This is a genomic window from Hydrogenophaga sp. GW823-FHT04C09 (assembly GCF_058796355.1).
Genome location: NZ_JBXAIO010000001.1, coordinates 80746 through 104630 on the forward strand (window position 1 = coordinate 80746; position 23885 = coordinate 104630).

General features: G+C 69.9%; 22 protein-coding genes. 2 read left to right on the plus strand and 20 right to left on the minus strand.

Features of this window, described 5'->3' with window-relative positions; genetic code table 11:
- Positions 1-28: 28 nt before the first annotated feature.
- The 6 genes from AC1Q9M_RS00435 to AC1Q9M_RS00460 form a co-directional block, all read right to left on the minus strand.
- Positions 29-1075: a branched-chain amino acid ABC transporter permease gene (locus AC1Q9M_RS00435; protein WP_444686552.1), complete on the minus strand. Its 1047-nt coding sequence runs from the start codon at positions 1073-1075 to the stop codon at positions 29-31.
- Entirely contained in the window at positions 1075-1947 is an 873-nt protein-coding gene (locus AC1Q9M_RS00440) for a branched-chain amino acid ABC transporter permease (protein WP_382324781.1), read from the minus strand. The genes AC1Q9M_RS00435 and AC1Q9M_RS00440 overlap by 1 nt, the downstream gene beginning before the upstream one ends.
- Complete coding sequence (locus tag AC1Q9M_RS00445) at positions 1944-3806, minus strand: AMP-dependent synthetase/ligase (protein ID WP_382326691.1); 1863 nt, start codon at positions 3804-3806, stop codon at positions 1944-1946. The genes AC1Q9M_RS00440 and AC1Q9M_RS00445 overlap by 4 nt, the downstream gene beginning before the upstream one ends.
- On the minus strand, positions 3799-4578 hold the full coding sequence (locus tag AC1Q9M_RS00450) for an ABC transporter ATP-binding protein (protein ID WP_492431877.1): 780 nt from the start codon (positions 4576-4578) through the stop codon (positions 3799-3801). Before AC1Q9M_RS00450 ends, AC1Q9M_RS00445 begins: the two co-directional genes overlap by 8 nt.
- Positions 4575-5426, minus strand: a complete 852-nt coding sequence (locus tag AC1Q9M_RS00455; protein WP_382326693.1) for an ABC transporter ATP-binding protein — start codon at positions 5424-5426, stop codon at positions 4575-4577. Before AC1Q9M_RS00455 ends, AC1Q9M_RS00450 begins: the two co-directional genes overlap by 4 nt.
- Before the next feature lie 131 nt (positions 5427-5557).
- Positions 5558-6814 (minus strand): NAD(P)/FAD-dependent oxidoreductase, encoded by a 1257-nt coding sequence (locus tag AC1Q9M_RS00460; protein ID WP_492431879.1) that lies wholly within the window; start codon positions 6812-6814, stop codon positions 5558-5560.
- 116 nt (positions 6815-6930) lie between these two features.
- Between AC1Q9M_RS00460 and AC1Q9M_RS00465 the strand changes: the two genes are divergently transcribed.
- Positions 6931-7530, plus strand: a complete 600-nt coding sequence (locus AC1Q9M_RS00465; protein ID WP_492431881.1) for a TetR/AcrR family transcriptional regulator — start codon at positions 6931-6933, stop codon at positions 7528-7530.
- A gap of 14 nt (positions 7531-7544) precedes the next feature.
- On the opposite strand, the gene AC1Q9M_RS00470 is transcribed toward AC1Q9M_RS00465, so the two are convergent.
- Genes AC1Q9M_RS00470 through AC1Q9M_RS00500 form a run of 7 tightly spaced genes read right to left on the minus strand, consistent with a single transcriptional unit; the run spans position 7545 to position 14662 of the window.
- Positions 7545-9098: an acyl-CoA synthetase gene (locus tag AC1Q9M_RS00470; RefSeq protein WP_492431883.1), complete on the minus strand. Its 1554-nt coding sequence runs from the start codon at positions 9096-9098 to the stop codon at positions 7545-7547.
- Between the two features lie 34 nt (positions 9099-9132).
- On the minus strand, positions 9133-10263 hold the full coding sequence (locus AC1Q9M_RS00475; protein ID WP_492431885.1) for an Rv3169 family protein: 1131 nt from the start codon (positions 10261-10263) through the stop codon (positions 9133-9135).
- Positions 10260-10775 (minus strand): hypothetical protein, encoded by a 516-nt coding sequence (locus AC1Q9M_RS00480; RefSeq protein WP_492431886.1) that lies wholly within the window; start codon positions 10773-10775, stop codon positions 10260-10262. Before AC1Q9M_RS00480 ends, AC1Q9M_RS00475 begins: the two co-directional genes overlap by 4 nt.
- Positions 10772-11809, minus strand: a complete 1038-nt coding sequence (locus AC1Q9M_RS00485; protein WP_492431888.1) for a phosphotransferase family protein — start codon at positions 11807-11809, stop codon at positions 10772-10774. Before AC1Q9M_RS00485 ends, AC1Q9M_RS00480 begins: the two co-directional genes overlap by 4 nt.
- 4 nt (positions 11810-11813) lie before the next feature.
- A complete protein-coding gene (locus AC1Q9M_RS00490; RefSeq protein ID WP_492431890.1) occupies positions 11814-13118 on the minus strand; it encodes a TRAP transporter large permease in 1305 nt (434 codons plus the stop codon).
- A complete protein-coding gene (locus tag AC1Q9M_RS00495) occupies positions 13118-13624 on the minus strand; it encodes a TRAP transporter small permease (protein WP_492431892.1) in 507 nt (168 codons plus the stop codon). The genes AC1Q9M_RS00490 and AC1Q9M_RS00495 overlap by 1 nt, the downstream gene beginning before the upstream one ends.
- A gap of 6 nt (positions 13625-13630) precedes the next feature.
- The gene (locus tag AC1Q9M_RS00500) at positions 13631-14662 is read right to left on the minus strand and encodes a TRAP transporter substrate-binding protein (RefSeq protein WP_382324759.1); all 1032 of its coding nucleotides are present in this window, start codon (positions 14660-14662) and stop codon (positions 13631-13633) included.
- Between the two features lie 187 nt (positions 14663-14849).
- On the opposite strand from AC1Q9M_RS00500, the gene AC1Q9M_RS00505 reads away from it, so the two are divergent.
- Positions 14850-15797 carry a DMT family transporter gene (locus AC1Q9M_RS00505; RefSeq protein ID WP_382324757.1) on the plus strand — a complete coding sequence of 316 codons (948 nt, stop codon included), beginning with the start codon at positions 14850-14852 and terminating at the stop codon, positions 15795-15797.
- Here AC1Q9M_RS00505 and AC1Q9M_RS00510 read toward each other — a convergent pair.
- The 7 genes from AC1Q9M_RS00510 to AC1Q9M_RS00540 are packed head-to-tail and all read right to left on the minus strand — an operon-like array spanning position 15754 to position 23885.
- A complete protein-coding gene (locus tag AC1Q9M_RS00510) occupies positions 15754-16368 on the minus strand; it encodes a TetR/AcrR family transcriptional regulator (RefSeq protein WP_382158059.1) in 615 nt (204 codons plus the stop codon). The genes AC1Q9M_RS00505 and AC1Q9M_RS00510 overlap by 44 nt on opposite strands.
- Positions 16369-16408: 40 nt before the next feature.
- Positions 16409-17620, minus strand: a complete 1212-nt coding sequence (locus AC1Q9M_RS00515; RefSeq protein WP_492431895.1) for a CoA transferase — start codon at positions 17618-17620, stop codon at positions 16409-16411.
- Positions 17617-19287, minus strand: coding sequence for an acyl-CoA dehydrogenase family protein (locus AC1Q9M_RS00520; protein WP_492431897.1), 1671 nt, complete (start codon positions 19285-19287; stop codon positions 17617-17619). The genes AC1Q9M_RS00515 and AC1Q9M_RS00520 overlap by 4 nt, the downstream gene beginning before the upstream one ends.
- Positions 19287-20609, minus strand: coding sequence for a phytoene desaturase family protein (locus tag AC1Q9M_RS00525; protein WP_492431899.1), 1323 nt, complete (start codon positions 20607-20609; stop codon positions 19287-19289). The genes AC1Q9M_RS00520 and AC1Q9M_RS00525 overlap by 1 nt, the downstream gene beginning before the upstream one ends.
- Entirely contained in the window at positions 20606-21508 is a 903-nt protein-coding gene (locus AC1Q9M_RS00530) for an HpcH/HpaI aldolase/citrate lyase family protein (RefSeq protein ID WP_444686538.1), read from the minus strand. The genes AC1Q9M_RS00525 and AC1Q9M_RS00530 overlap by 4 nt, the downstream gene beginning before the upstream one ends.
- Positions 21509-21516: 8 nt before the next feature.
- A complete protein-coding gene (locus AC1Q9M_RS00535; RefSeq protein ID WP_444686537.1) occupies positions 21517-22362 on the minus strand; it encodes an HTD2 family dehydratase in 846 nt (281 codons plus the stop codon).
- Positions 22359-23885 (minus strand): 3-hydroxyacyl-CoA dehydrogenase, encoded by a 1527-nt coding sequence (locus AC1Q9M_RS00540; RefSeq protein ID WP_492431902.1) that lies wholly within the window; start codon positions 23883-23885, stop codon positions 22359-22361. The genes AC1Q9M_RS00535 and AC1Q9M_RS00540 overlap by 4 nt, the downstream gene beginning before the upstream one ends.

The window sequence follows — 23885 nt, forward strand, 5'->3', positions numbered from 1 at the left end:
CTCCGGTGGTTGGGGTGAGAGGGTCAGGTCAGTAACGCAAGGGCCAGAACACCCAGGTGTGGCGGATGTCGTGCCAGATGCCGCGCAGGCCGCGTGGGTCGAAGCGCAGAAAACCGATGATGGCCAGGCCGTAGAGCACGCTCTTGACCTCGTGCGCGCTGGTGGTCATCACGTCCTGCAGGCGCCCGCCCAGCAGTTGCACCAGCGAGCTGAAGACCTCGGGCAGCGTCACGATGAAGACCGTGCCCAGCACCGCGCCGAGCACCGAGCCCAGGCCGCCGACGATGATGATGGCCAGCGCCTCGATGGACAGCAGGAAGGGGAACGCTTCGACGCTGACGATGCTCAGGTACATGCCCATGATGGCGCCGGCCACGCCGGTGAGCGCGGCGCTGATAAGAAAAGCCAGCAGCTTGTAGCGCACCAGGTTGATGCCCATGGTGCGCGCGGCGATGTCGTTGTCGCGCAGCGCCACCAGCGCCCGGCCCAGCACCGAGCGGCGCAGGTTGAGCGTGACCAGCACGGCCAGCGTGCACATGAAGAGGCAGAACCAGTAGAAGGCGCGGTCGCTGGAGAGGTCGAAGCCGAACATCGTCGGCCGCATCACCATGATGCCCCGCCCTGCCCCGGTGAACTTGCCGCCGGCCAGGATGGCGGTGGCCACGATGTGGCTGAAGGCCAGCGTGGTGATCGCCAGGTACAGGCCGTGCAGGCGCAGCGAAGGCAGGCCCACCAGCAGGCCGAAGAAGGCCGGCACCACGGCCGCCGCCAGCAGCGCCAGTTCGGGTGGCAGGCCCAGGCGCGTGACGCCGATGGCGTACGAGTACGCCCCCAGCATCAGAAAGCCCACGTGGCCCAGTGAGATCAGGCCCGCGAACCCGGTGAGCACCGTCAGGCCCAGCACCCCGATCAGGGTGAACAGGATGATGGTCACGTGCGAGAGCGCGAAGTTGCCCAGCAGGAAGGGCGCCGCGATCAGCGCCACCATCAGGACCGCGACCCAGGCTTTCACCGCGGGCGAGTCCGTCAGGACGACCAGCCCGCTGTAGTGCTCCTTGAAATATCCGCTGCGCATCAGACTCTCTCGATTCGTTTTTCGCCAAACAGCCCGAAGGGCCGCACCATGAGCACCACGAGGATCAGCATGAAGCCCGCGATTTCCTTGAGGGAACTCGACAGGTAGCCACCCGTCATGTTCTCGAGCACGCCGATGATCAGACCGCTCACGCCCGAGCCCAGCACCGAGTCGAAGCCGCCCAGCACCGTGGCCGGGAAGGCCTTGAGGCCGAGTTCGTAGATCGTGGGCGTGAGGCCGTAGATCACCGCGAACAGCGCGCCGGCCAGGCCCGCCAGCGCCGATGCCGAAGCCCAGGCCACGGCCTGCACGCGCGCGGTGGACACGCCCATGAGGCGCGCCGTCTTCTCGTCGGCGGCCACGGCGCGCATCGCCACGCCGAAGCGGCTGTGGCCCAGGAAGTACCAGAAGCCCGCCACCGCCAGCACCAGGGCACCGAGCACGCCGAGCTGGCTCACGCGCAGGCCGATGCCGCCCAGGCTCACGAGGTCGTCCGCGCCCGCCACCTCGAACTTGTGCGGCGAGGCGCCCCAGACGATGGTGACGATGGAGCGCAGCACCACCGCCAGGCCGACCGTGACCAGCACCACCGAGAGCACCGGCTCGCCCAGCATGGGCCGCATGATCAGGCGCTCGCACAGCAGGCCCAGCACCGCGCCGACCACGATGGCCAGCGCCACCGTGGCCAGGCTGCCGGTGCCCAGCATGGTCGCCAGCGACCAGGTGGTGTAGGCGCTGAGCATGCCCATCTCGCCCTGGGCGAAGTTGACGATGCCGGTGGCCTTGTAGATCACGGCGAAGCCCATGGCCACCAGGCCGTAGATCGCGCCGACCGCGAGGCCGGAGACCAGCAGTTCAATGAAGTAGTTCATGGCGCGCTCCCATAGATGATCTCGAGCTCGCGAGCGAACTTCTTGTTGATGAGGCCCCGGCGCACCTTCTGCGTCGCGGTGAGCTCGCCGTCGTCGTGGTCGAGCTCCTTTTCGAGCAGCACGAACCTGCGCACGTTCTCCACGCGGGCGAAGCGCGAGTTGACCTCGTCGATCACGCCCTGCACCAGCTCGATGACTTCGGGCAGCAGGGTGAGCGACTTGTAGGTCGTGTACTGCAGGTCGCGCTCGGCGGCCCAGCGGCCCACGGTGTCGAAGTCGATCTGCAGCAGGCCGCCGAGGAACTTCTTGCCCTCCCCCACCACGATGGCTTCGCGCACGTAAGGGCTGTCCTTGATCGCGTTCTCGATCTCCGAAGGCGCGATGTTCTTGCCGCCACTGGTGATGATGATGGCCTTCTTGCGGTCCACCACCGCGATCTCGCCCTCGCCGTGTTGCTCCACGATGTCGCCGGTGGCGATCCAGCCGTCGGCCGAGAGGATGTCGGCCGTGCCCTTGTCGTCGAACAGGTAGCCCTTGAACACGCCGGGCGAGCGCACGAAGACTTCCTTGTCGTCACCCAGCCGCCACTCCACGCCTTCCATGGCGGGGCCGCAGCTGCCGCGGATGAAGGGCCGCCCCGGCACTTGCACGAAGGCCAGGCCGCCGGCCTCGGTGAGGCCGTAGCCCTGCCCCACCGGCAGGCCGATGATGTCGAAGAACTTCAGCGTCTCGGGCGAGACCGAGGCACCGCCGCACATGCGGGTGTGCGTGCGGTTCAGGCCCATGTGGCGCTGCATGTTGCGGAACAGCAGCAGGTACCAGAAGCCGAACTCGAGCCGGTCGCCCAGGCCCTGGAGGTGGCCGTGTTCGGCGCGCCGGTCCGACAGCGCGCGCCCGCGCTTCATGCCCACCCGGTAGAGCCAGCGCTGCGCGCGCCCGCTGTCCTTCATGCGGAATTCGAAGCCCTGCTGCAGCTTTTCCCAGATGCGCGGCACGCCCAGGAAGAAGGTCGGGCCGATCTCGCGGATGTTGGTGGCCACGGTGTCGACCGACTCCGCGAAGTTGATGCAGCCGCCCGAGATCAGGTGCTGCACCGTGGAGTAGGTGCGCTCGGCCACGTGGCACAGCGGCAGGTAGCAGACCGACTCGAAGGGCTTGTCCGCCATCTGGCGCGCCACCATGTAGGCGTAGGCGCCGTAGACGAAGTTGCGGTGCGTGAGCATCGCGCCCTTGGGCGGGCCGGTGGTGCCGGAGGTGTAGACCAGGATGTTGACGTCGTCGGGCACCAGGGCGTCGATCTGCCCGTCCAGCCGCTGCTCGGCCAGCGGGTCTTCGGCCACCAGCTGGTCGCCGAGTTCGAGCAGGTGCGTGAACGCGTGCGGACGGCCGGGCTCGTAGCGGCGCAGGCCCTTCATGTCCACACAGAAGATGTGCCGCAGGTGCGGCAGGCCGGGGCCTTCGCGCATCGCGTCGAGCACCTTGTCGGTCTGCTCCTGGTCGCCCGTCACCGCCAGCTTGGCCTGGCAGTGGCCGGCGATGTACTGCACCTCGGCCCAGGGGTTGGTGGGGTAGATGCCGACCACCTGCACGCCGATCATCTGCGCGCCCAGGTCGGCGTAGAACCACTCGGGCACGTCCTCGGCCGCGATGATGATGCGGTCGCCGCGTTGCAAGCCGAGCTTGGTGAGGCCGTGCGCGACGCGGCGCGCGGCCTGGTAGTACTCGAGCCAGGTGCGGCCCTGCCAGATGCCGTGGATCTTCTCGCGCAGCGCCACCTGGGCGCCGCGCTCCTGCGCGCGCTGGCGCAGCAGGCCGGGCAGCGTGGTCTCGCCGCGAATGAGCTGGTTGTGGTCAAGCATGTGCCGCCTCCCCGCCCAGGTAGGCCTGCAGCACCGCCGGGTTGGCGGCCACCTCGGCCGGTGTGCCTTCGGCGATCAGCATGCCGAAGTCCAGCACGTAGACGCGGTCCGACAGGTCCATCACCACCTGCATGTCGTGTTCGATCATCAGCACCGCCACCCCGAATTCGTCCCGGATGTCGAGCGTGAAACGCGCGATGTCCTCTTTCTCCTCGCGGTTCATGCCCGCGACGATCTCGTCGAGCAGCAGCAGGCTGGGCTCGCAGGCCAGCGCCCGCCCGAGCTCCACGCGCTTCTGCTGGCCGTAGGCCAGTTGCGAGACCGGCTTGTCGCGCAGTTCCTCGATCTCCAGGAACTCGATGATTTCCTCGACCTTGCGCCGCGCCGCGATTTCCTCGCGGCGGGGCCGGCCCCAGAACATCAGCGACTCCAGCACCGTGTAGTTGAAGTGCACATGGCGGCCGGTGAGCAGGTTCTCCACCACCGTGCCGTGCTTGAACAGCGCCAGGTTCTGGAAGGTGCGGCCGATGCCGGCGCGCGCGTAGTCGGACGAGCGCAGGCGCGCCGTGTCCTGGCCCTGGAAGAACACCTGACCGGCGCTGAGGTCGAGCACGCCGCTGATCAGGTTGAAGGTGGTGGTCTTGCCCGCGCCGTTGGGGCCGATCAGGCTGACGATCTCGCCCGGCATCACGCGCAGGCTCACGTTGTTGACCGCGGTGACGCCGCCGAATTTTTTCGTCGCGCCGCGCACGTCGAGAATAGGTTCGCTCATGACAGCCACCTCTTGCGGCGCTTGTAGTGTTTGACATCGCGCATGCTGGTGCGGCCCTGGGCCGCGCTCAGGCCGAGGTAGAACTCGCGCACGTCGGCGTTGCGGCGCAGGGCCTCGCTGGTGCCGTCGAGCACCACGCGGCCGTTTTCCATGATGTAGGCGTAGTCGGCGATCGCCAGCGCGCGCGTGGCGTTCTGCTCCACCAGCAGGATGGTCAGGCCGTTCTGGTCGCGCAGGGTTTCGATGGCCGAGAAGATCTCGGAGACGATCAGCGGCGCCAGGCCCAGCGAGGGCTCGTCGAGCGCGAGCACCTTGGGCCGGCTCATGAGCGCGCGGCCGATCGCCACCATCTGCTGCTCGCCACCCGAGAGGTAGCCCGCGATCACACCGCGTTTTTCCAGCAGGCGCGGGAACAGGCGGAACACGTTCTCGCGCTCCTCGTCCAGCACCTGGCGGCTCTGCAGGTGCGCGCCGACCAGCAGGTTTTCTTCCACCGTGAGCGTGGCGAACAGGCGCCGGCCTTCGGGCACCTGCACCAGGCCCCGGCGCACGATCTCGGGCGCGGCGGCTTTTTCGATGTGCTGGCCGAAGAGCTGGATCGAGCCCTTCTCGATCTCGCCGTCCTCGGCATCGAGCACGGCCGAGATGGCCTTGAGCACGGTCGACTTGCCCGCGCCGTTGGAACCGAGCAGCGCCACGATCTGGCCGGCCTGCACTTCCAGCGAGACGTCGCGCACCGCCTCGATGGCGCCGCCATAGACGATCTGGATGTTGTGAACCGCCAGCACGGAGGCCTGGGCGGGCGCCGTCCCCGGGGGCGGGGCGGCGGCGGTGGATGGAAGCGACATGGGGCTGTGTGTGTCTCGAGGTCGTTGCGGTATCGGCGAAGGCGGTCGGGATTTGATAATTAGTCCGTCGCGTCGGTCTTTGATTGGGGCGATTATGGGGTGGTGACCTGTCGCGCGCCCTAGGACAAACCCTAGGCCGGCGCGGCGGTCGCCAGCAGCTCTTTCAGGGGGATGCCGGTGTCGGCCAGGGCCAGGGGATCGGCCTGCACGCCGGCCGCCACGGCCTTCTTGGCGAGCATGAAATCGGCCGGCCGGTTGACGGCGTCGACCGCGATCAGGCGGCCCTCGCGCAGGTAGAAAGCGCAGAAGCTGTGGTCCACGAAGGAGCCGCGCACCACGCACTGGTCGTGCCCGTCGGCCAGGCCGGTCATCTGCAGCTTCAGGTCGTACTGGTCGGACCAGAACCACGGCACCGCGTGGTTGGGCCGGGGCTTGCCGCACAGCCAACCGGCAGCCGAGCGCGCCTGCTCCAGCGCGTTGGGCACCGACTCCAGGCGCACGCGCCGGCCGTAGAGCGCGCTGTCGTGCACCGTGCAGTCGCCGGCCGCGACGATGTGAGGATCGGAGGTGACCGAGTGCGCGTCCACCACGATGCCTCCCTCCACGCGCAGGCCCGCCGCTTCGGCCAATGCCGTGTCGGCCAACATGCCAATGCCCACGATCACCACGTCGGCCGGCAGGCGTTCGCCGTCGCCGCAGAGCACGGCGCTCACCGCGCCGGTGGCATCGCGCTCGATCGCGCGCACCGAGGCATTGGTGCGCAGGTCCACGCCGGCCTCGCGGTGCACCGATTCGTAGAAGCTGGAGAGCGTGGCGCCGGTCACCCGCGCGAGCACGCGCGGCTGCGATTCGAGCACCGTCACGCCCGCGCCGAGCTTGCGCGCCGAGGCCGCGACCTCCAGGCCCACATAACCCGCGCCGATGATGACCACGCGCGCGCCTTCGCGCACCGCCCCGGCGATCGCCAGCGCATCGGCCTGCGTGCGCAGGCTGAACAGGTTGGGCGGCGGCGCGCCCTCCAGGCCCGGCACCTCGAGCGCGCGCGCCCGGCCGCCGGTGCACAGCGCGAGCCTGCTGTAGGCCAGCGCGCTGCCGTCGGCCAGCAGCACCTGGTGCGCGGCGCGGTGAATGGCGCGCACCTTCGTGCCCAGCCGCAGCGTGATAGCCGCGGTGTCGAAGGCCGTGGCCTGGCGCAGCGCGAGCGAGGCCGCGTCGGCCGTGCCGCAGAGAAAGGCCTTGGAGAGCGGCGGCCGGTGGTACGGCAGGTGCGGCTCTTCGCCCAGCAGCACGATGGGGCCGGCCCAGCCCTGCTGGCGCGCGGCGAAGGCCAGTTCCACACCGGCGTGGCCCGCGCCGATGACGATCAATGTCTCTTCTGTGTGATCCATGCTTTCCCTATGGTGTGCCTGGGGCATTGGGCTTATAGTCCGTCTCGTCGGTCTAAATATAAAAGGGAACAGAGGAACATGCAACAGGTCACCACCCGGCCCAGGGGGCATTCCAGATGACGCGCGTGCGGGCCAACGACTACGAGCTCAAGAAGCAGGTCATCCTCGACAGCGCGGTCGCGCTGATCGCGCAGAAAGGCTTCGACCACGCGACCATGAGCGACGTGGCCGCCGCGTGCGGCGCCTCGAAATCGCACCTGTACCACTACTTCGCGAGCAAGGAAGACCTGCTCTACGCGATCGTGAAGGAGCACATCACCGGGCAGGTGGCCGAGCTCTCGGCCATCGCGCGCGAGCCGCGCCCGGCGGCGGAGCGCTTCCAGCGCTTCGTGGCCTCGTTCGTGCAGGAAGGGGCGAAGTCGCGCCACCACCACCTGGTGCTGATGAACGACATCAAGTTCCTGCCGCCGGTGCAGCGCGAGGACGTGCGCCAGCTGGAGCAGGAACTGATGCAGCTCATGGTGGGCCTGCTGCGCGAGATCAACCCCGCCCGCATGGCGCGCGCCGAGGTGAACTCGCCCTACGCCCTGCTGCTGTTCGGCATGGTGATCTGGACCTTCACCTGGTACGAGCGCGACGGCCCGATCACGCCCGCCGAGCTGGCCGAGCGCATCTCGGCCCTGTTCCTCGACGGCTTTCGCGGCGGCGGCGGCTGAGGCCGCCCGCTCACTCAGTTCACCGACTTGCTCTTGCCGCGCCAGAACGGCTCGCGCAGCACGTTCTTCATGATCTTGCCCGCGCCCGAGAGCGGCAGCGCGTCGCTGAAGTCCACCGAGCGCGGCACCTTGTAGCCCGCGATCAGCGTGCGGCAGTGGTCGATGATCTCCTTCGCGCTGGCGCTCTGCCCGTCCTTGAGCACCACCACCGCGTGCACCGACTCGCCCCACTCCGCGTTGGGGATGCCGATCACGGCGCAGTCGCGCACCGCCGGGTGCGCGTGCACCGCGTTCTCGACCTCGCGCGAGTAGATGTTCTCGCCGCCGCTGATGATCATGTCCTTCACACGGTCGACGATGTAGACGAAACCATCCTCGTCCATGTAGGCCGCGTCACCGGTGTGCAGCCAGCCTTGGCGCAGCGCGGCGGCGGTGGCCTCGGGCTTGCGCCAGTAGCCGATCATCACCTGCGCGCCGCGCACCGCGATTTCGCCGTGGGTGCCGCGCGGGACTTCCTGGCCGTCCTCGTCCACGATGCGCACGTCCACCCCGTAGGCGGCGCGGCCGGCGGCCAGGCGCTTGCTGGGCATGCCGGGCTGGTCGAAGTGGTAGCGCCAGGGCAGGCTCACGGTGAGCGCGGCCGACTCGGTCATGCCATAGCCCTGGATGAACTCCCACGTGGGCAGCTTCTCCATGGCGGCGGCCAGCACCGGCACCGGCATGGGCGAGGCGCCGTACTCGCAGTAGCGCACGCTGGTGAGGTCGTAGCGGGCGAAGTCCGGGTGGTTGATCATCATGTTCACCATGGTCGGCACGAACAGGCAGTAGTTCACCTGGTGCGTCTGGATGGCCTCGAAGGCCAGCACGGCGTCGAACTTGGGCAGGCACACGTGGGTGCCGCCGGCCAGCGTGAGCGCGATGGCCGGCGAGCAGCCGGCCAGGTGGAACAGGCCGGCCGAGTGCATGTAGACCGTGTCCTCGCTGAAGTGCAGCGTGGCGATCCAGTTCACCGAGGCCGAGATGAAGTTCTTGTGCGAGAGCATCACGCCCTTGGGGTGGCCGGTGGTGCCGCCGGTGTAGTAGATGCCGCAGAGCTCGTCGTCCTTGCCGCATTCGTCGGCCATGGGCGGCGTGGTGGCGATCAGGGCTTCGTAGCCCTGCATGCCCTCGGGCGTGGCGCCCTCCCCCGCGTGGATCACGTGCGCCATCGCGTGGCCCGCGAGCAGCTGCGGCACCTGGGCCACGAAGGCGTCGTCCACGATCAAGGCCTGGCACTGCGCGTCGCCCAGGGTGTAGATGTTCTCGGGCACGGCCCAGCGCGTGTTCAGCGGCACCAGCACCACGTTGGCCCAGGCGGCGGCGAAGAAGATCTCGATGTAGTTGTCGCTGTTGAGCGCGAGGATGCCGAGCCGGTCGCCGGGCCGCAGGCCCAGGGCGCGGAACGCGGCGGCGGCGCGCGGCACGCGCTCGCCCACCTCGGCCCAGTTGCGTTGGCGGCCCGCGAAAATCGTGGCGGTGTGGTGGCGCCGGGTCTGCACGGCGCGTGCCAGGGCCTGGGTCATCTGCATGGTGGATCGGTCTCCTGCGTGTTCTTGGGCGGCTTCAGAGCGCGGGGTGCTGCTGCGGCCCGGGGTAGCGAGCATAGCCTTGCGCCACGCCGTATTCGCTGATGCCGATGCCGGTGCGGCCCTCGCAGGTGGCGCGCACCACGTGGTCGCCCAGGGTGCGGGCGGCCGCGCGCGTGGCCGGGTCGTCGAGGTCCCACACGTCGTGCTCGGCGTGGTAGTCGCCCTTGGGGTCGCCGTGGTTCCAGCCCTGGAAGCCGCCGTACAGGCCGCCCTTCAGGTAGAAGCGGGCTTCCAGCCCTTCCATGCGCACGGTGCGCGGCGGGCCTTCGGCGAACTGCAAGGTGAAGGTGCCGGCTGAGATGGTCTGTCCCAGCGGGTCGTCGGCCCATTCGAGTTCGTGCATGACGCTGATGGCCTCGCGGTGCGCCATGCGGCCGTCGGCCCCGCGCACGAATTCGGTGGCCGAGAGGTAGTGCGGCTTGCCCGGCTCGCGCTCCTTCAGGAAGATGGAAAAACCCAGGTCCTCGAACTGGAACATGGACCAGGTCCAGAAGAAGCCGCTGTGCTGCTGCACCGGGGGCGCGGCCTCGTCGGTGCGCATCTCGGAGCGGATGCCCCAGGAATGGTCGCGCTGGCCCCACCAAGTCTGCGGCGTCACCTCGTGGCGTTGCCCACCGAGGTCGAACCAGCCGCGCCAGCGGCCGAACTGCGAGATGCGCACCATGTCCTCTTCCACCACGCCTTTGCGCTCGCGGAAGTTCTGTTTCTCCTGCGCGGCGGGAAAGCTGGCCTCGAAGTCCAGCGCGAAGCTCAAGCCCGAGGCGTTGTCGGTGAGCGTGAGGCGGTGCCGCTTCATGCCCTCCACCACCTCGAAACGCAGCGGCCCCGCGCCGGCCTCGAGCGGCGTGGCGCCCAGCGCGCGCGAGGCGCGGAAGTTGTGCTGCCGGCGGCCCACGGTGATGCCGGCGAACACGTCCATCACGCCCTTGTTGGGGTAGTAGCCCATGCCGATGTCAAGGATCATGGGCACGCCGTCCACCGTGCCGGTGACGGGGTGCAGCGTGTACCAGTAGCGCTCGGTGAAGCGGGGGTCGCCTTGGCCGGCGCGTTGCGCGAAGGGCGCGGGGGCCTGGTGGCCGATCAGGTCGTCCTGGGCAGACATCATTTGAAAACTCCTTGGGCGTCGGCCGCTGGGCTCGGCGCGGTCATCGATGAAAAGTCGGCGCTCGGCACCAGGCGGCGCTGGGCCTTGAGCGTGAGGCGAAGCGCCGTGCGAAGCTGGTCGTGCAGTTCGCCCGCCAGGGGCGCGGGCAGCCCGTCCGGCGGCGAGAACAGCCAGTCGGTGAAACGGGCGAAGCGCCGCTCGGCGTCCGCCAAGGCGGCCTGCAATGCGGCCTGGGTTTCGGGCCGGGCGGTGGACGCGGGCGCCAGGCCGCTCGGCGCGGTCTGCCCCGCCGCGGCCAGGCGGGCCGCCACCCGCGCCAGGCAGGCGTCGAGCAGTTCGAGCTGTTCGCGCGTCACGTCCGGCGACCAGACCACCATGCGCTCCACCTTGCCCAGCACGTCCAGCACGCCGGCCAGCTGCGAGCGCGCGTGGTCGCTCTGCAGTTCCGGCGCGATCTCGTCGCGCAGCGCGCGGCAGATGCTGCCCATCAGGGCTTCGAGCGACTGGTTCATGCGGCCTCCGCGATCAGCTTGTTGAGTTCCATCAGCGTGGAGGTGAGCTGGAAGCCCATCGCGGCCATGCGCACGTCGCGCGAGCGGCCGGTCTGCACGCGGATCATGGCGCCCATCAGCATCGCGGCCATCTTGAACTGCACCATCACCTCGTAGTAGCGCACCACCTCGGGCCGCACGCGCAGGCCGGTCTTCGCCTGCCAGCGCTGGTAGAAGACCTCGCGCTCAATCAGCCCGCCGATGCGCGAGGTGCCGGCGGCGAAGGTGCGCAGCCCGGCCCAGGCCAGGTCGGCGTGCGGGTCGCCCAGGTGCACCAGCTCCCAGTCGAGGATGGCGGTGATGCGGCCGTCCTGCTGCAGGAAGTTGCCCACCCGGTAGTCGCCGTGCACGATGGTGATGCGCTCGGCCTCGGGCGCGTGCGCCTCCAGCCAGCGCATGGCGTAGTGCATCTGCGGCGGCGTGGGACCGGTCCCCAGCTGGGCATGCCGCGTCCAGTAGCGCGTCTCGTGCAGCGCGGTGGTCCGCGGCGTGATGGGACCCTCCTGCGCCCAGACGGCCAGCGGGGTGGTGGTCCAGTCGAAGGCGTGGATGGCGCCGAGCGCATCGGCGAAGTCGTGACCGAGCGACTGGTTGGCCGCTTCGCCGCGTTCGTCCGCGCCGCGCCAGGGCGTGGGCGTGTCGCCGGCCACGCGCTGCGTGATCACGAAGGGCGCGCCGAGGATGGCCGGATCGTCGCTGTGCTCATAGGCCTGGGGGATGGGCAGGTCGGGCACGCTGGCCAGCGCGGCCAGCGCCTCGTACTCGGGCCGCGAGCTGTAGGGCGAGAACAGGCCGCCCGGGTCGCCCACGCGCAGGATGAGGTCCAGCGGCGCCTCACCCGGTGACTCGGCGGTGAAGCCCAGGGTCACCCAGGACATGCCGGCCGGAAAGCGGCTCAGCCCGCTCACCTGGACCGGCTTGCGCCAGCGTTGGGACAGCCACGATTGAAGGCGCGCCGGCAGTTCGGGCGCCGCGGGGTCGAAGACAGGGTTCACGGTGTCAGGCGGCTGCCTTGAACAGCAGGTTGGGCAACCAGAGGGACAGGGCCGGCACGGCGGCGATGAGCAGGATGCGCAGCACGTCGGCCACGATGAACGGAATCACGCCACGCACCACGGTCATCATGGGGATGTCGGGCATGACCGAGCGGATCACGAACAGGTTCACGCCGATGGGGGGCGTGATCAGCCCGATTTCCACCACCATCACGACCAGGATGCCGAACCACACCGGGTCGTAGCCCAGGGCCAGGATGATCGGGAAGAAGATCGGCACGGTCAGCAGGATCATCGACAGGCTTTCCAGCACCGTGCCGAGCAGGATGTACAGCACGATCATCAGCAGGATGATCCCGAACGGCGGCAGGCCGCTCTCCTGCACCACATGCAGCAGGCCTTCGTGCACGCCGGTGAGGTTCACGAACTCGCCGAACAGCGCGGCGCCGAGGATGATGGCGAACATCATGGCCGAGGTGCGCGCGGTGTCGACCAGGATCGCGTAGATGTCCTTGAGCCTGAGCGAGTGGTGCGTCAGCGCGAACACCAGGGCCGCCGACGCGCCGATGCCCGAGGCCTCGATGGAGGTGAAGAAACCGCCGTAGATGCCGCCCATGACGACGCCGAAGATCAGCGCCACGGGCCACAGCGCGCGCAGCAGCGCCAGCTTGTTGACCGGCTCCTTGTCTTCAGCGAGCGGCGCGAGTTCCGGCTGGCGCCAGACCGACCACTTCACCGCCGCCATGTAGCCGCCGATGGCGATCAGGCCGGGCACGATGCCGGCGGCGAACAGCATGCCGATGTGCGTCTGCGTGGCCACGCCGTACACCACCATGATCACGCTGGGCGGGATCAGGATGCCCAGCGTGCCGCCCGCGGCGACCGCGGCCGACGAGAGCGAGTCGCCATAGCCGAGCTTGCGCATGGAGGGGATGGCCACCTTGCCCATGGTGGCTGCCGTGGCCACGCTGGAGCCGCAGATGGCGCCGAAACCACCGCAGGCCACCACGGTGGCCATGGCCAGGCCGCCCCGGCGCCGGCCGATGAAGGCCTGCGCCGCGCGGAACAGATCGCCCGAGATGCCGGCACCGGCCACGAGGTTGCCCATCAGCACGAACAGCGGCAGCACGATCAGCGAGTACACCAGCGTGCTGTCCTTGGTGACGGTGGCCACCATGCTCAGCGCGGGCGTGAGGCCATTGAGCACCACGTAACCGCCGAAACCGGCGAGGGCCAGCGCGGTGGCGATGGGCACCTGGAACAGGATGAACGCGAACGCCACGAGAAAACCCAGACAGGCAGCGAGCATCAGATCACCTCGGTGGCGTGTGGCGCGGCAGGCGCGCCGGGATGGCGAAAGGACCGCGCGGCGGCCAGCAGGAACGCGAGCGTGCTGATGGCGGCCATGGCGCCGATGCCGCCGAGCACCCAGGACAGCGGCACGCCCAGCAGCGGCGTGGCCTCGCCATAGCTGGCGGCACGCAACGCCTGGCGGACCATGCACCAGGTGATCAGCGCGAACACCACGGCGCCGATCGCGCCGCTGAGCACGCGCTGCACCTTGTGCAGGCGGGCCGGCAGCTGGATCAGGTCCACGGTGATGTGGCCGAAACCGAGCGCCAGCAAGGGATAGATCGCGAAGATCATCAGGGCCAGCACCATCTCCAGCAGCTCCGTGCCCCAGGGCAGCGGCGTGTTGAAGAGGTTGCGCCCCACCACGTCGATGAAGACGGTGACCATCAGGATCAGCAGCGCGACCGCGCCGATCGCTTCCAGGACGCGGACGGTGCGTCCGCCGGTGGCTTGTGCGGTCATGGCGGCTTATTTGGCGACGGCGATGTCGGCGCGCAGCTGGTCCAGCACCTTCTGCGGATCGGCCATGCCCTTCTTCTTCGCCTTCTCGATCCACTCGCGCTCGATCGGCAGCAGCACCTTCTTCATCTCCGCCAGCGCCGGGGCCGGGAACACCTCGGCCGGCTTGCCCGCCTTGCGCATGGTCTCGAAGGCGGCCTTGTCGCCGTTGGCGTAGGCGCGGCCGATGTTTCGCGCGAACACGTCGCCCGAGATGCGGGTGATCGCCTCGCGGTCTTCGGCGCGCAGCGATTTCCACTTGTCTTCGTTGATGCCCAGCACCAGCACGGTGTTGTAGACCGCGCCGGGCACGATGGTGGCGTAGGGCACGAGCTCGGTCAGCTTGAAGGCGGGAATCGACTCGGGCGGCATGAAGGTGCCGTCGATCACGCCGGAGGACAGCAGCTCATAGGTTTCGCTCACCGGCTTGGAGATCGGCACCGCGCCCAGCAGCGTGAGCGCCTGCGTGGCGCTGGTCTGCGGACTGCGCATCTTCAGGCCCTTGAAGTCGGCCACGCTGCGCAGCGGGCGCTTGGAGTTGAAGATCTGGCCGGGCGAGACCACGTAGACCGACAGCGGGTGCACGCCCTTGAACTCGTTGTGCGAGGCCAGGTGCTTGCGGTAGAAGCGGTCGGCCAGCGGCGCGTACACCTCGGGGTTGTCGCTCACGAACGGCAGTTGCAGCACCTCGAGCAGGTCGAAGCGGTTGGGCGTGTAGCCCGGAATGAAGATCACCAGATCGGCCTGGCCGTCGCGCGCCACGTCGAACTGGGCCGGCAGCGTGCCCACGACCTTGGGCGCGGTATCGATCTTCACGCGGCCCTGCGTGGCCTTCTCGACCTCGGCGATCCAGGGCTCCACCACCTCCACGCGCATGGCCTGCCCCGGCGGCAGCCAGTTGGAGTACTTGATGACGGTGGTCTGCGCCATGGCGGGCGCGCTGGCGGCGAAGGCACTGGCCAAAGCGAGGGCTGCGGTGAGCCTGGGAAGGGAAAAACGCATGCTTGTCTCCTGGGTGGATTGACGTGAGAACGACCAAACGCTGGCAGCCCGTATAATAGACCGACGGGACGGTTTAACAAAACAATTGGTCGAAAAAAATCCCTAGGGATTTCCCGTATCAAAGGCCGGTTCAGATGAATCTTCTGCCGCTGGATCGATTTCAAATATGACTCATGGGACGGTTTTAATGGGCATCAACCCCAACCATCCGCCGGTTTCCGGCACGGTCCGCCGCCGGTGGGCGCTGGTGGTGGCGCTGGCCCTGATGCTGCTGTGGGGCAGCAACTACAGCGTGCAGAAGGCGGTGATGGCGCAGATCGGGCCGGGCGCCCTGGTCTTCGCGCGCTACCTCGTCACGCCGGCCTGCGCCATCGCCCTGCTGCTGTGGCGCCACGGTTGGCACTGGCCGCGGCTGGAACGGCGCGACTGGCTGGGCCTGGCGGGCCTGGCCCTGCTCGGCCACATCGCTCACGTCAACGTGATGACGCAGGCCATGCACCTGTCCACCGCGTTCTCCAGCGCGCTCATCTCCGCGCTCGGCCCCATGTTCACGCTGCTGCTGGTGCGCGTGCTGCACAGCCAGCGCTTCACGCGCCTGCAGGTGGGCGGTGTGGCGCTGGCCATGGCGGGCGTGCTGGTGTTCCTGTCGGACAAGGTCGCGCTCATGCGCACGCAGGGCCTGGGCGACCTGCTGCTGCTGCTCGCCGCCCTGCTCTTCTCGGCCCACACGGTGGCCGCCAGCCGGCTGTTCGCCCGCCATGGCGTCACCTTGGTGATGGCCTACACCACGCTGCTGGCGATGGTGCCCATGCTCCTCATCAACGCGCCGCAGGCCTTGCAGGTGCCGTGGGCCAGCCTGGGCGCGGCCGTCTGGGGCGCCCTGCTGTGGTCGCTGGCGGTGGCGTCGTTCGCGGGCTGGCTGGCCTGGGGCTGGCTCAACGACCACCTGGGCGTGGCGCGCACGGCGCCCCTGCTCTACCTGCTGCCGCCGGTGGCGGGCCTGATCTCGTGGCTGGCGCTGGGCGAGACCTTCAGCGCCCTGAAGATCGCCGGCGCGATGATGGCCGGCGTGGGCGTGGCGGCCACGCAGTTCAGCTGTAACCCGGCGGATGGTCCCCGCCGTCGAAGCCCTTGAGGTAGACCTCGGTCAGGCGGTCGGCCAGCTCGTGCGGCGTCATGCCGCCGCCCCGGCGGTACCAGGTCGCGGTCGAGATCATCGAGCCGTAGAGGAACAGCGCGTAGGACGCGCTCTCGCGACGCCGCCGCATGAGGTGGGGGTTGATGTCGGTGAGCAGATCGATCACGAAGTCCAGCGCCTTGGCCTGCGCCAGCTTGATCCCCTGCTGCTGCAGCGTCGGCAGGAACTTGAGGTCGTTGGTCAGCACCGTGTGCTCGTGGCGCTTTTCCGCGGCCCGCGTCACCATGGCCCGCACCAGGTTCGTCAGCCGTTCCCGGCTCGTGCCCGGGCCCTGCGCGATGGCCTCGAGCTCGGCCACCGAGCTCATGATGTGCTCGGTGATGATCTCGAGCAGCAGCACTTCCTTGCCAGGGAAGTAGTGGTACAGCGCGGACTTCGACATGCTGCACGCCGCCGCGATGTCCTGCAGCCGGGCACTCTCGTAGCTCGTGCTCGCGAAGAGCGCGGCTGCGACGTCGAGGATCCTCTGGCGTTTGTCGTCGTGGTTCCTTGCAAGCGATCGGGTCATCGTGTTCCGCTCAAGTTTTGAGGCGGCTATTCTGACCCAACTAGACCACGCCCCTGTCGCGAAGATCACCGAATTGCGCCTGGGATACCCCCAGGAGTTCAAACAGCACCTCGCCCGTGTGCTGGCCCAGCGTGGGCGCGGTTCCCGCGGGGATGCGATCCATGCCCGAGAAGTTCAGCGGCAGCCCGGCCGCCAGGTGCGGCCCCACGCCAGGCTGGTCGATGGTGCGGAACATCGGGTTGGCTGGCGAGCAGGCCTCGTCCTGCGTCACCAGTTGCGTGAGCGTCTGGTACTTGCCCCAGCAGGCGCTCTGCTTCGTCAGCGCGGCCGCCACCTCGGCCAGGCTGTGCCGCGACACCCAGGCCTCCACCAGCGCGCCCAGTTCCTTGCGCGCGCGAAAGCGGTGGCCTTCCAGGTCCAGGTCCAGGCCCAGGCGGTCGCCCAGCGCCTTCACGGCCTCATTCAGGCCCATGGCCTCGCAGATGGCCTGCCATTGTTTCAAGGTCAGGCCGACGACGATCACGCGCTCGCCGTCCGCCGTCTTGAAGTCGCGGCCGAAGGCGCCGAACAACTCGTTGCCGTGGCGCTCGCGTTGCTGGCCGAGTTGCGCTTCGGCGATCAGGCCGAGGTGACTCACGGCCGCGAGGGCCACGTCTTCCAGTGGCAGCTTCACGTGCTGGCCCTGGCCGGTCTTGAGGCGGTGGCGTTCGGCGGCCAGCAGGCCCACGGCCGCCATCTGGCCGGTGACGAGGTCCCAGGCCGGCAGCACGTGGTTGACGGCCTCGTTCGTGGCCGCGCCGCGCTCGTCGCCCGTGATGTAGGGGATGCCGACGCGCGAGTTGATGGTGTAGTCCACCGCCGAGCCGCCGTGCCGGTCACCCTGCACGGTGAGCTGGATCAGGTCGGCGCGCCTCTCTTTCAGCTTGTCGTGGTCCAGCCAGCCGCGCGGCGGAAAGTTGGTGAGCAGGATGCCCGCGTCCTCGCCCGGCGCGGTGATCAGCGCCATGGCGATCTCGCGGGCTTCGGGCTTGCTCAGGTCCAGCGCGACCGAGCGCTTGGACTTGTTGAGGCCGCACCAGAACAGGCTCACGTCGTCCCGGGTCACGGGCCAGCGCTTGTAATCCAGCCCGCCGCCCAGGGTGTCGATGCGGATCACGTCGGCGCCCATCTGCGCGAGCGTCATGCCGCCCAGCGGCGCGGCGACGAAGGCGGCGGCTTCGACCACCCGCATGCCGCAGAGGATGGGTTTCATGGCTTGAGTGCGTCTTCCAACAGGCTGCGACCGATGACCTTGAGCGCCAGGGTTTCCTCCGCGCCCTCGAAGATCGAGAGCACGCGCGCGTCCACGAAGTAGCGGCTCACGGCGCTTTCCTCAGCGTAACCCATGCCGCCGTGCAGCTGCAGCGCTTCGCGCGTGACCATCTCGGCCGATCGGCAGGCCAGCAGCTTGACCAGGCTGGCCTCCATGCGGCCGCCGCCGGCGTTGAGCTGCTCGGCGATGGCGTAGGCCAGCGTGCGGCAGGCCGCCAGGCGCGCGGCCATGCGCGCGAGCTTGGCCAGGGTGAGCGCGTAGGCCTGCAGCGGCGCGCCGAACACCTTGCGGTCGGCCGTGTAGCGCATCGAGGCGCGCAGCGCCGCGCGCATCACGCCGCAGGCGCGGGCCGAGGTCTGCATGCGCCCGCCCACCATGCCGGCCATGGTGAAGTAGAAGCCCTTGCCCAGGCCGCCCGCGCCGCCGATCACGTTGGCGTCGGGCACGAAGAACTGGTCGAAGGCGAGGTCGAATGAGTGCATGCCCCGGTAGCCGATGGTGGGAATCGCCTTGCCGCTCAGGCGCCCGCCGCCGGGCTGCTGGAAGTCGAAGGCGTGGCCGTCGTAGGACGGTTTTTCCACCAGCAGCACGCTCAGGCCCCGGTAACCGGCCGAGCGGTCGGGGTCGGTGCGCGTGACCACCATCAGCAGACCGGCCTTGCCAGCGAAGGTGCACCAGGTCTTGGCGCCGTTGAGCAGCCAGCCGCCCTCGGTGCGCGTGCCCTTCAGGGCCAGGCTGGCCACATCCGAGCCGTAGTCGGGCTCGGTGATGGCGATGGCGCACAGCGGGTCGCCCGCCGCGATGCGCGGCAGCCAGGTGGCCTTCTGTTCGTCGGTGCCGCCGCTGATGAGCGCGCGGCTCAGGATCTCGGGGCGCGTGATCAGGCTGCCGGCCGCCGCCAGCGAAGCTTCGGACAAGGCCTCGGTGACGACCACCATCATGGTCGCGTCCTCACCCTCGTCGGGCCCGGTGCCGCCGTGCGACTCGGGGATGGACAGGCCGAACACGCCCATGTCGCGCATGGGCTGCAGTAGCGATTCGGGCACGGTCGTATCGTGCCGGTGGATGTGCTCGGCCTGGGGCGCCACCACATCGGCGGCGAAGCGGCGGAACGCGTCCTGCGCCATCACCACCGGGTCTTGCAGCGCCACGCTGCCCAGCTCCACCGCGTCGCCAGCGGCCACGAGGGCGCGGCCGGCCGCCGTGAGCGCCTGCGCGCCGCCCGCCGCGCCGCGCAGCGCGGCCCAGTCGGCGTCGGCACCGAGTTGCTGCAGGGGCGCGAGTGGCAGGCCCAGCTCGATGCAGAGCGCCTCCAGGCGCGGCAGCAGCGCGGCGATGGCGTCCACCGCGAAGATCAGGGCCAGTTGCGACTGCAGCGGATCGCCGTCGAGCCGCGCCAGCGTGGTCTCGGCGGCCAGCAGGTCGGCGCTGGCCCAGGCGATCTCGAAGGTCGCGACCTGTTGCTCGTCCAGCTTCGCGCCGTCGAGCTGGCCGCCTGGCGCGCAGGCCCTGGCGAGCGCGGCCACGCCGTGCTCGAACAGCGGGCGCAACCGCGCCAGCAGCGCGCGCGCCTGGTCCACCTGCGCTTGAAGCTCGGCAACGGCCATCACGCCGCCGCCGCCACGCGGGCGCCGTCCAGGTGGGCTTCGGCCTGGCGCGCGGCCTCGCGGCCGGTGTAGGCGCAGGCCTGGGTGCCGCCGTCGCCATAGTCCTTCACCGCGTCGCCCACGTGCCAGAGGTTGGCCAGCGGCGTGGTCTGCGGCAGGTCGAAACCGGCGCAGGAGCGCTGGGCCGGCCAGCCGTCGCGCATCACGCGCACCGAGAGCATCTTGGCCTGCGCGAAGCCGGGGAACTCGTCGCGCAGGTCCTGCAGCGAGGCCTCGATCTCGGTCTTCTCGTCGAAGTCACCGATGGCCGGGCGCGGCACGGCGTAGGCCACGTACTGGTGCCAGCCGGCCGGCGCGAGCTCGGGGCAGGTGGCGGTGAGTTCGCCCATGTTGCACAGGCGGCGCGTCTTGCCGAAGGTGACCAGGCCGGGCACGTCCACCAGGCGCTGCTGCGTGGCGAAGTTGATGACGATGTTGGCCGAGGGCTTGGGCGCGGTGTGCGCGAGCCGGATGTAGTCGCCGCCGAAGGCCTCGCCGCCGGGCAGGTCCACCGTGGCGCGCGGGCCGATGTTGCTGATCACGGTGCGGGCCTGGATGCGCGTGGCCACGCCGTTCTTCATCACGGTCACGCCGCTGGCCAGGCCGTCCTGCGTGTGCAGCTGGGTCACCGGCGCGTCGAGCCAGATCTCGCCGCCGGCCTGGCGGATGCCGTCGGCCAGGTCGTTCCACAGGCCCACGGTGCCGCGCGGGCAGAAGCCGAAGCGCTTGAACGCGCCCTTGACCGCGAAATAGGTGAGGAAGGCGCGCGCGGGCACCTCGTCGTCGTTGGCGGCGAAGATGGCCGCGCACAGGTTGCGGAAGATCGCGTGCACGGTCTCGTTCTTCGTGTACTGGCTGAGCCACTCCTTGGTGCTCATCTTGGCCTCGGGCAGGTCGCCCGCGCGCGCGTCGGCGAACTTGGTGCCGATCTTGGCGGCCTGCTTGGTGAAGGTGCCCAGCAGCATGCCCCAGCCGCCCTTGGCGACGTTGATGACCTTGCCGTCGATCAGGAACACGGTGGCCGGGCTGGGTTCGCGGATGTCCAGCGGCACGTTGAGCAGGCCGAAGGTTTCCTCGAACACGCCGCCGCGCTCGATGGCGATGGCGCCGATGTTGACGGTGAAACCGTCGATCTGTTCGCTCGATGCGCGGCCGCCGACGCGGCCCAGGCTCTCGACGACCAGCACCTTGCGGCCGGCGGCCACGAGGCGCGCCGCCGCGCTGAGGCCGCCGGCGCCGGCGCCGATCACGACCGCGTCGTACACGGTGGGGTGGGTGTTCATGGGTGTGTCTCCTGTTGGGTGGAAAGGGGGGCCGGTGCGGCGGCGCGGCGCAGGATTTCCCGCGCGCGCGCCACCACGGGCAGATCGACCATCTTCGAGCGGTACTCGGCCGCGCCGCGGCCTTCGCGCGCGGCGGCCTCGAAGGCTTCGATGGCGCCGCGCGCGTGTTCGATGTCTTCCGTCGAAGGCGAGAAACCGGCGTTCATCACCGCCACCTGCGTGGGGTGGATGCACAGGCCGCCGACGAAGCCGAGCTGGCGCGCCAGGCGGATGGTCTGCGCGAAGGCTTCGGCGTCGCCGTAGTCGGCGATGGAGCCGGGAAAACCGAACGGCAGGATGCCGGCGCGCCGGCAGGCGAACAGCACCAGCTGGTTGGGCAGCAGCAGCGCCTCGCGCACTGGCGCCATGCCGGCGGAGGCGGAAAAATCCTCGGGGCCGAGCATCATGCCCAGCATGCGCGGCGAGCAACGCGCGATGGCGTCGAGCTCGGACAGGGCCTGCACGTCCTCGATCAGCGCGATCAGCCGCGTGTGGCCGGCGGGCAGGCCGCGCTGCGCCTCCGCGCGGTCGATGCGCCGCGCCACCTCGCGCACGGTGGCGTCGTCGTTCACCTTGGGCAGCACCAGCGCGCTCACGGCCGGGCCGATGGCGGCGTCGATGTCGGGCGCGGCGAGTTCCCAGGGCTGGTTCACGCGCACCAGCACGGGCGTGCCGTGGGCCGCGATGGCGGCGGCGGCCTGCGGCACGGCGGCGCGCGCCTGCGCCTTCTGCGCCAGCGGCACGCTGTCTTCGAGGTCGAGCACGCAGGCGTCGGCGCCGCGCTCGTGAGCGCGCTCGACGAAGCGCGGCACGTGCGCCGGCACGAACAGCATGGATCGCCAGATCGGGTGATGGCGCATGGCGGCGTTCAACCCAGCGTGGCGCGGGCCGTCATGCCCACCTGGCCGTGCGCGTCCTGCGTCCAGAGCTCGACCGTGTCGCCCTCGGCGGCGGCGCAGAGCTGCAGCGTGTCGGTGTCGAAGGCGGGGCGCAGGGCGCGGAACGAAAAGGACCGCACCGGCACGCCGGGTCGGCCGCGCGCCAGCAGGTCCAGCAGCGCGGTGGCCAGCAGCGGGCCGTGCACCACCAGGGCGGGGTAGAACTCCTCGCGCACCGCGTAGTCGCGGTCGTAGTGGATGCGGTGGCCGTTGTAGGTGAGCGCGGAAAACCGGAACAGCAGCGCCGGGTCCGGCTGCAGCACGGCCGACCATTGCGCGGCTTTCGCGGCCTGCTCGCCCGCCGGCTGCGGCGCGGGCCCGGTGGGCGCTTCGCGGTAGACGATGTTCTGCTCTTCACGGATGCAGACGCGGCCATCCTGCGCCAGCAGGTGGTCCACGGTCACGAAGACCAGCGGGCCGCTGCGGCCTTCCTTCAGGTCCACGCTGCGCACGGTGGAGGTCTTGCGCGCGGGCGCGCCCAGGCGCAGCGGGCTCTCGCATTGCAGCGAACCGGCGGCCCACATGCGGCGCGGCAGCGGCACCGGCGGCAGGAAACCGCCGCGCTGCGGATGGCCATCGACACCGGTGGCGGCGCGCGCGGGCGTCTCCAGGAAGTACAGCCAGTGCCAGGGCAGCGGCAGCGCCTCGCCCACCGCCGGCGGCGCGGCGCGGTCCAGCAGGCCGCTCAGGGCGGCGGCGGGAAAGGGCTCCAGTGTCTGCTCGGCCACTTGCTCGCGGCCGACCCATTCGCGCAGGTGTTGAATGTCGATGCTCATGAGCGAGATGCCTCCGGCGTGAGCAGGGACACGCCCAGCGCCACGCGCCGCACCAGCCAGGGGCTGGGCCGGTAGCGCGGGTCGCCGGTTTGTGCCTGCAGGGTGCGCAGGATCTCCAGGATGCGCGCGCCGCCGATGCGGTCGCCCCAGGCCAGTGGGCCGTGCGGGTAACCCAGGCCCAGCTTCACGGCGTCTTCGATGTCGGCCACGCTGGCGATGCCGCGCTGCGCGATCTGCGCCGCGATATTGACGATGGTGGCGAGCACGCGCTGGGCGATGAAGCCCGGGCTGTCGTTGATGACGGTGACCGGCACGCCGTCGGCCGCCAGCAGGCCCCAGGCGGCGTCGCGCGCGCCGGCCGAGGTGAGCGCGCTGAGCATGAGCGTGCGGCGCAGGGCCAGCGGCACCATGGGGTCGACGGCGACGGTGCGCGCGGCGTCCAGGCCGAGCGCGGCGGCCGCGTGGCTGGCGTCGCCGCCCCAGGGCTGCACGACGCAGACCTCGGCCTGCGCCGCGCCGTCGGTGAGCCGCGCGCCCGCGCCGCTCAGCAGGGCAATCAGTTCGGCACGGCCGCTGGCCTGCGGGTCGATCCACACCGCCACCCCGGCGCGTGGCGGCGGCACGGGGCGCGCGGGCGCGGCGCGGCGGGTGTCGCCGTCGTAGACGTACCAGCCCTCCCCCGTCTTGCGGCCGAACAGGCCGGCGGCCACGCGCGGCGCCACCAGCGACGAGGGCCGGAAGCGCGGCTCGTGCTGGAACTGCTCGTAGATCGAGGCCATGACCTTGCTCGACACATCCAGGCCGGTGAGGTCCAGCAGCTCGAACGGACCCATGCGAAAACCCACGCCCTCGCGCAGCACGTCGTCCACGTCGGCAGGCGTTGCGGCCTGCTCTTCGAGCACACGCAGGCCTTCGGTGTAGAGGCCGCGCCCCGCGTGGTTCACGAGAAAGCCGGGCTGGTCGGCCGTGACCACCGCGCGGTGGCCGGCGCCGCTCACCAGCTCGCTCAGGGTCTGCACCGTCTGCGGCGAGGTGCGCAGCGCGGCGATCACCTCGGCCACCTTCATCAGCGGCACCGGGTTGAAGAAATGCAGGCCGGCCACGCGCGCCGGGTGGCGGCAGGCGGCGGCGATGTCGGCCACGGTGAGCGAAGACGTGTTGCTCGCGAGCACCGTGGTCTCGGCCACCACGGCCTCCAGCGCACCGAACAGCTGGCGCTTGACGGCCAGGTCTTCCACGATGGCTTCGATCACCACGTCGCAACCGGCGAGCCCGGCCATGTCGACGCAGGCCGAGACGCTCGCGCGAATGGTCTCGAAGGCCTCGGCGCTGAGGCGGCCCTTGTCCACGCCGCGCCCGATCATGCCGAGCGCGAACTCGACGGCCTTGGCGGCCGCGCCAGGCGCCGCGTCGAAACAGCGCACGCGGTGGCCCGCCTGCGCGAACAGCTGGACGATGCCGCGCCCCATGGCGCCGGCACCCACCACGCCCAGGGTGAGCGGTTTCACGTTGTTGGAAGTCAT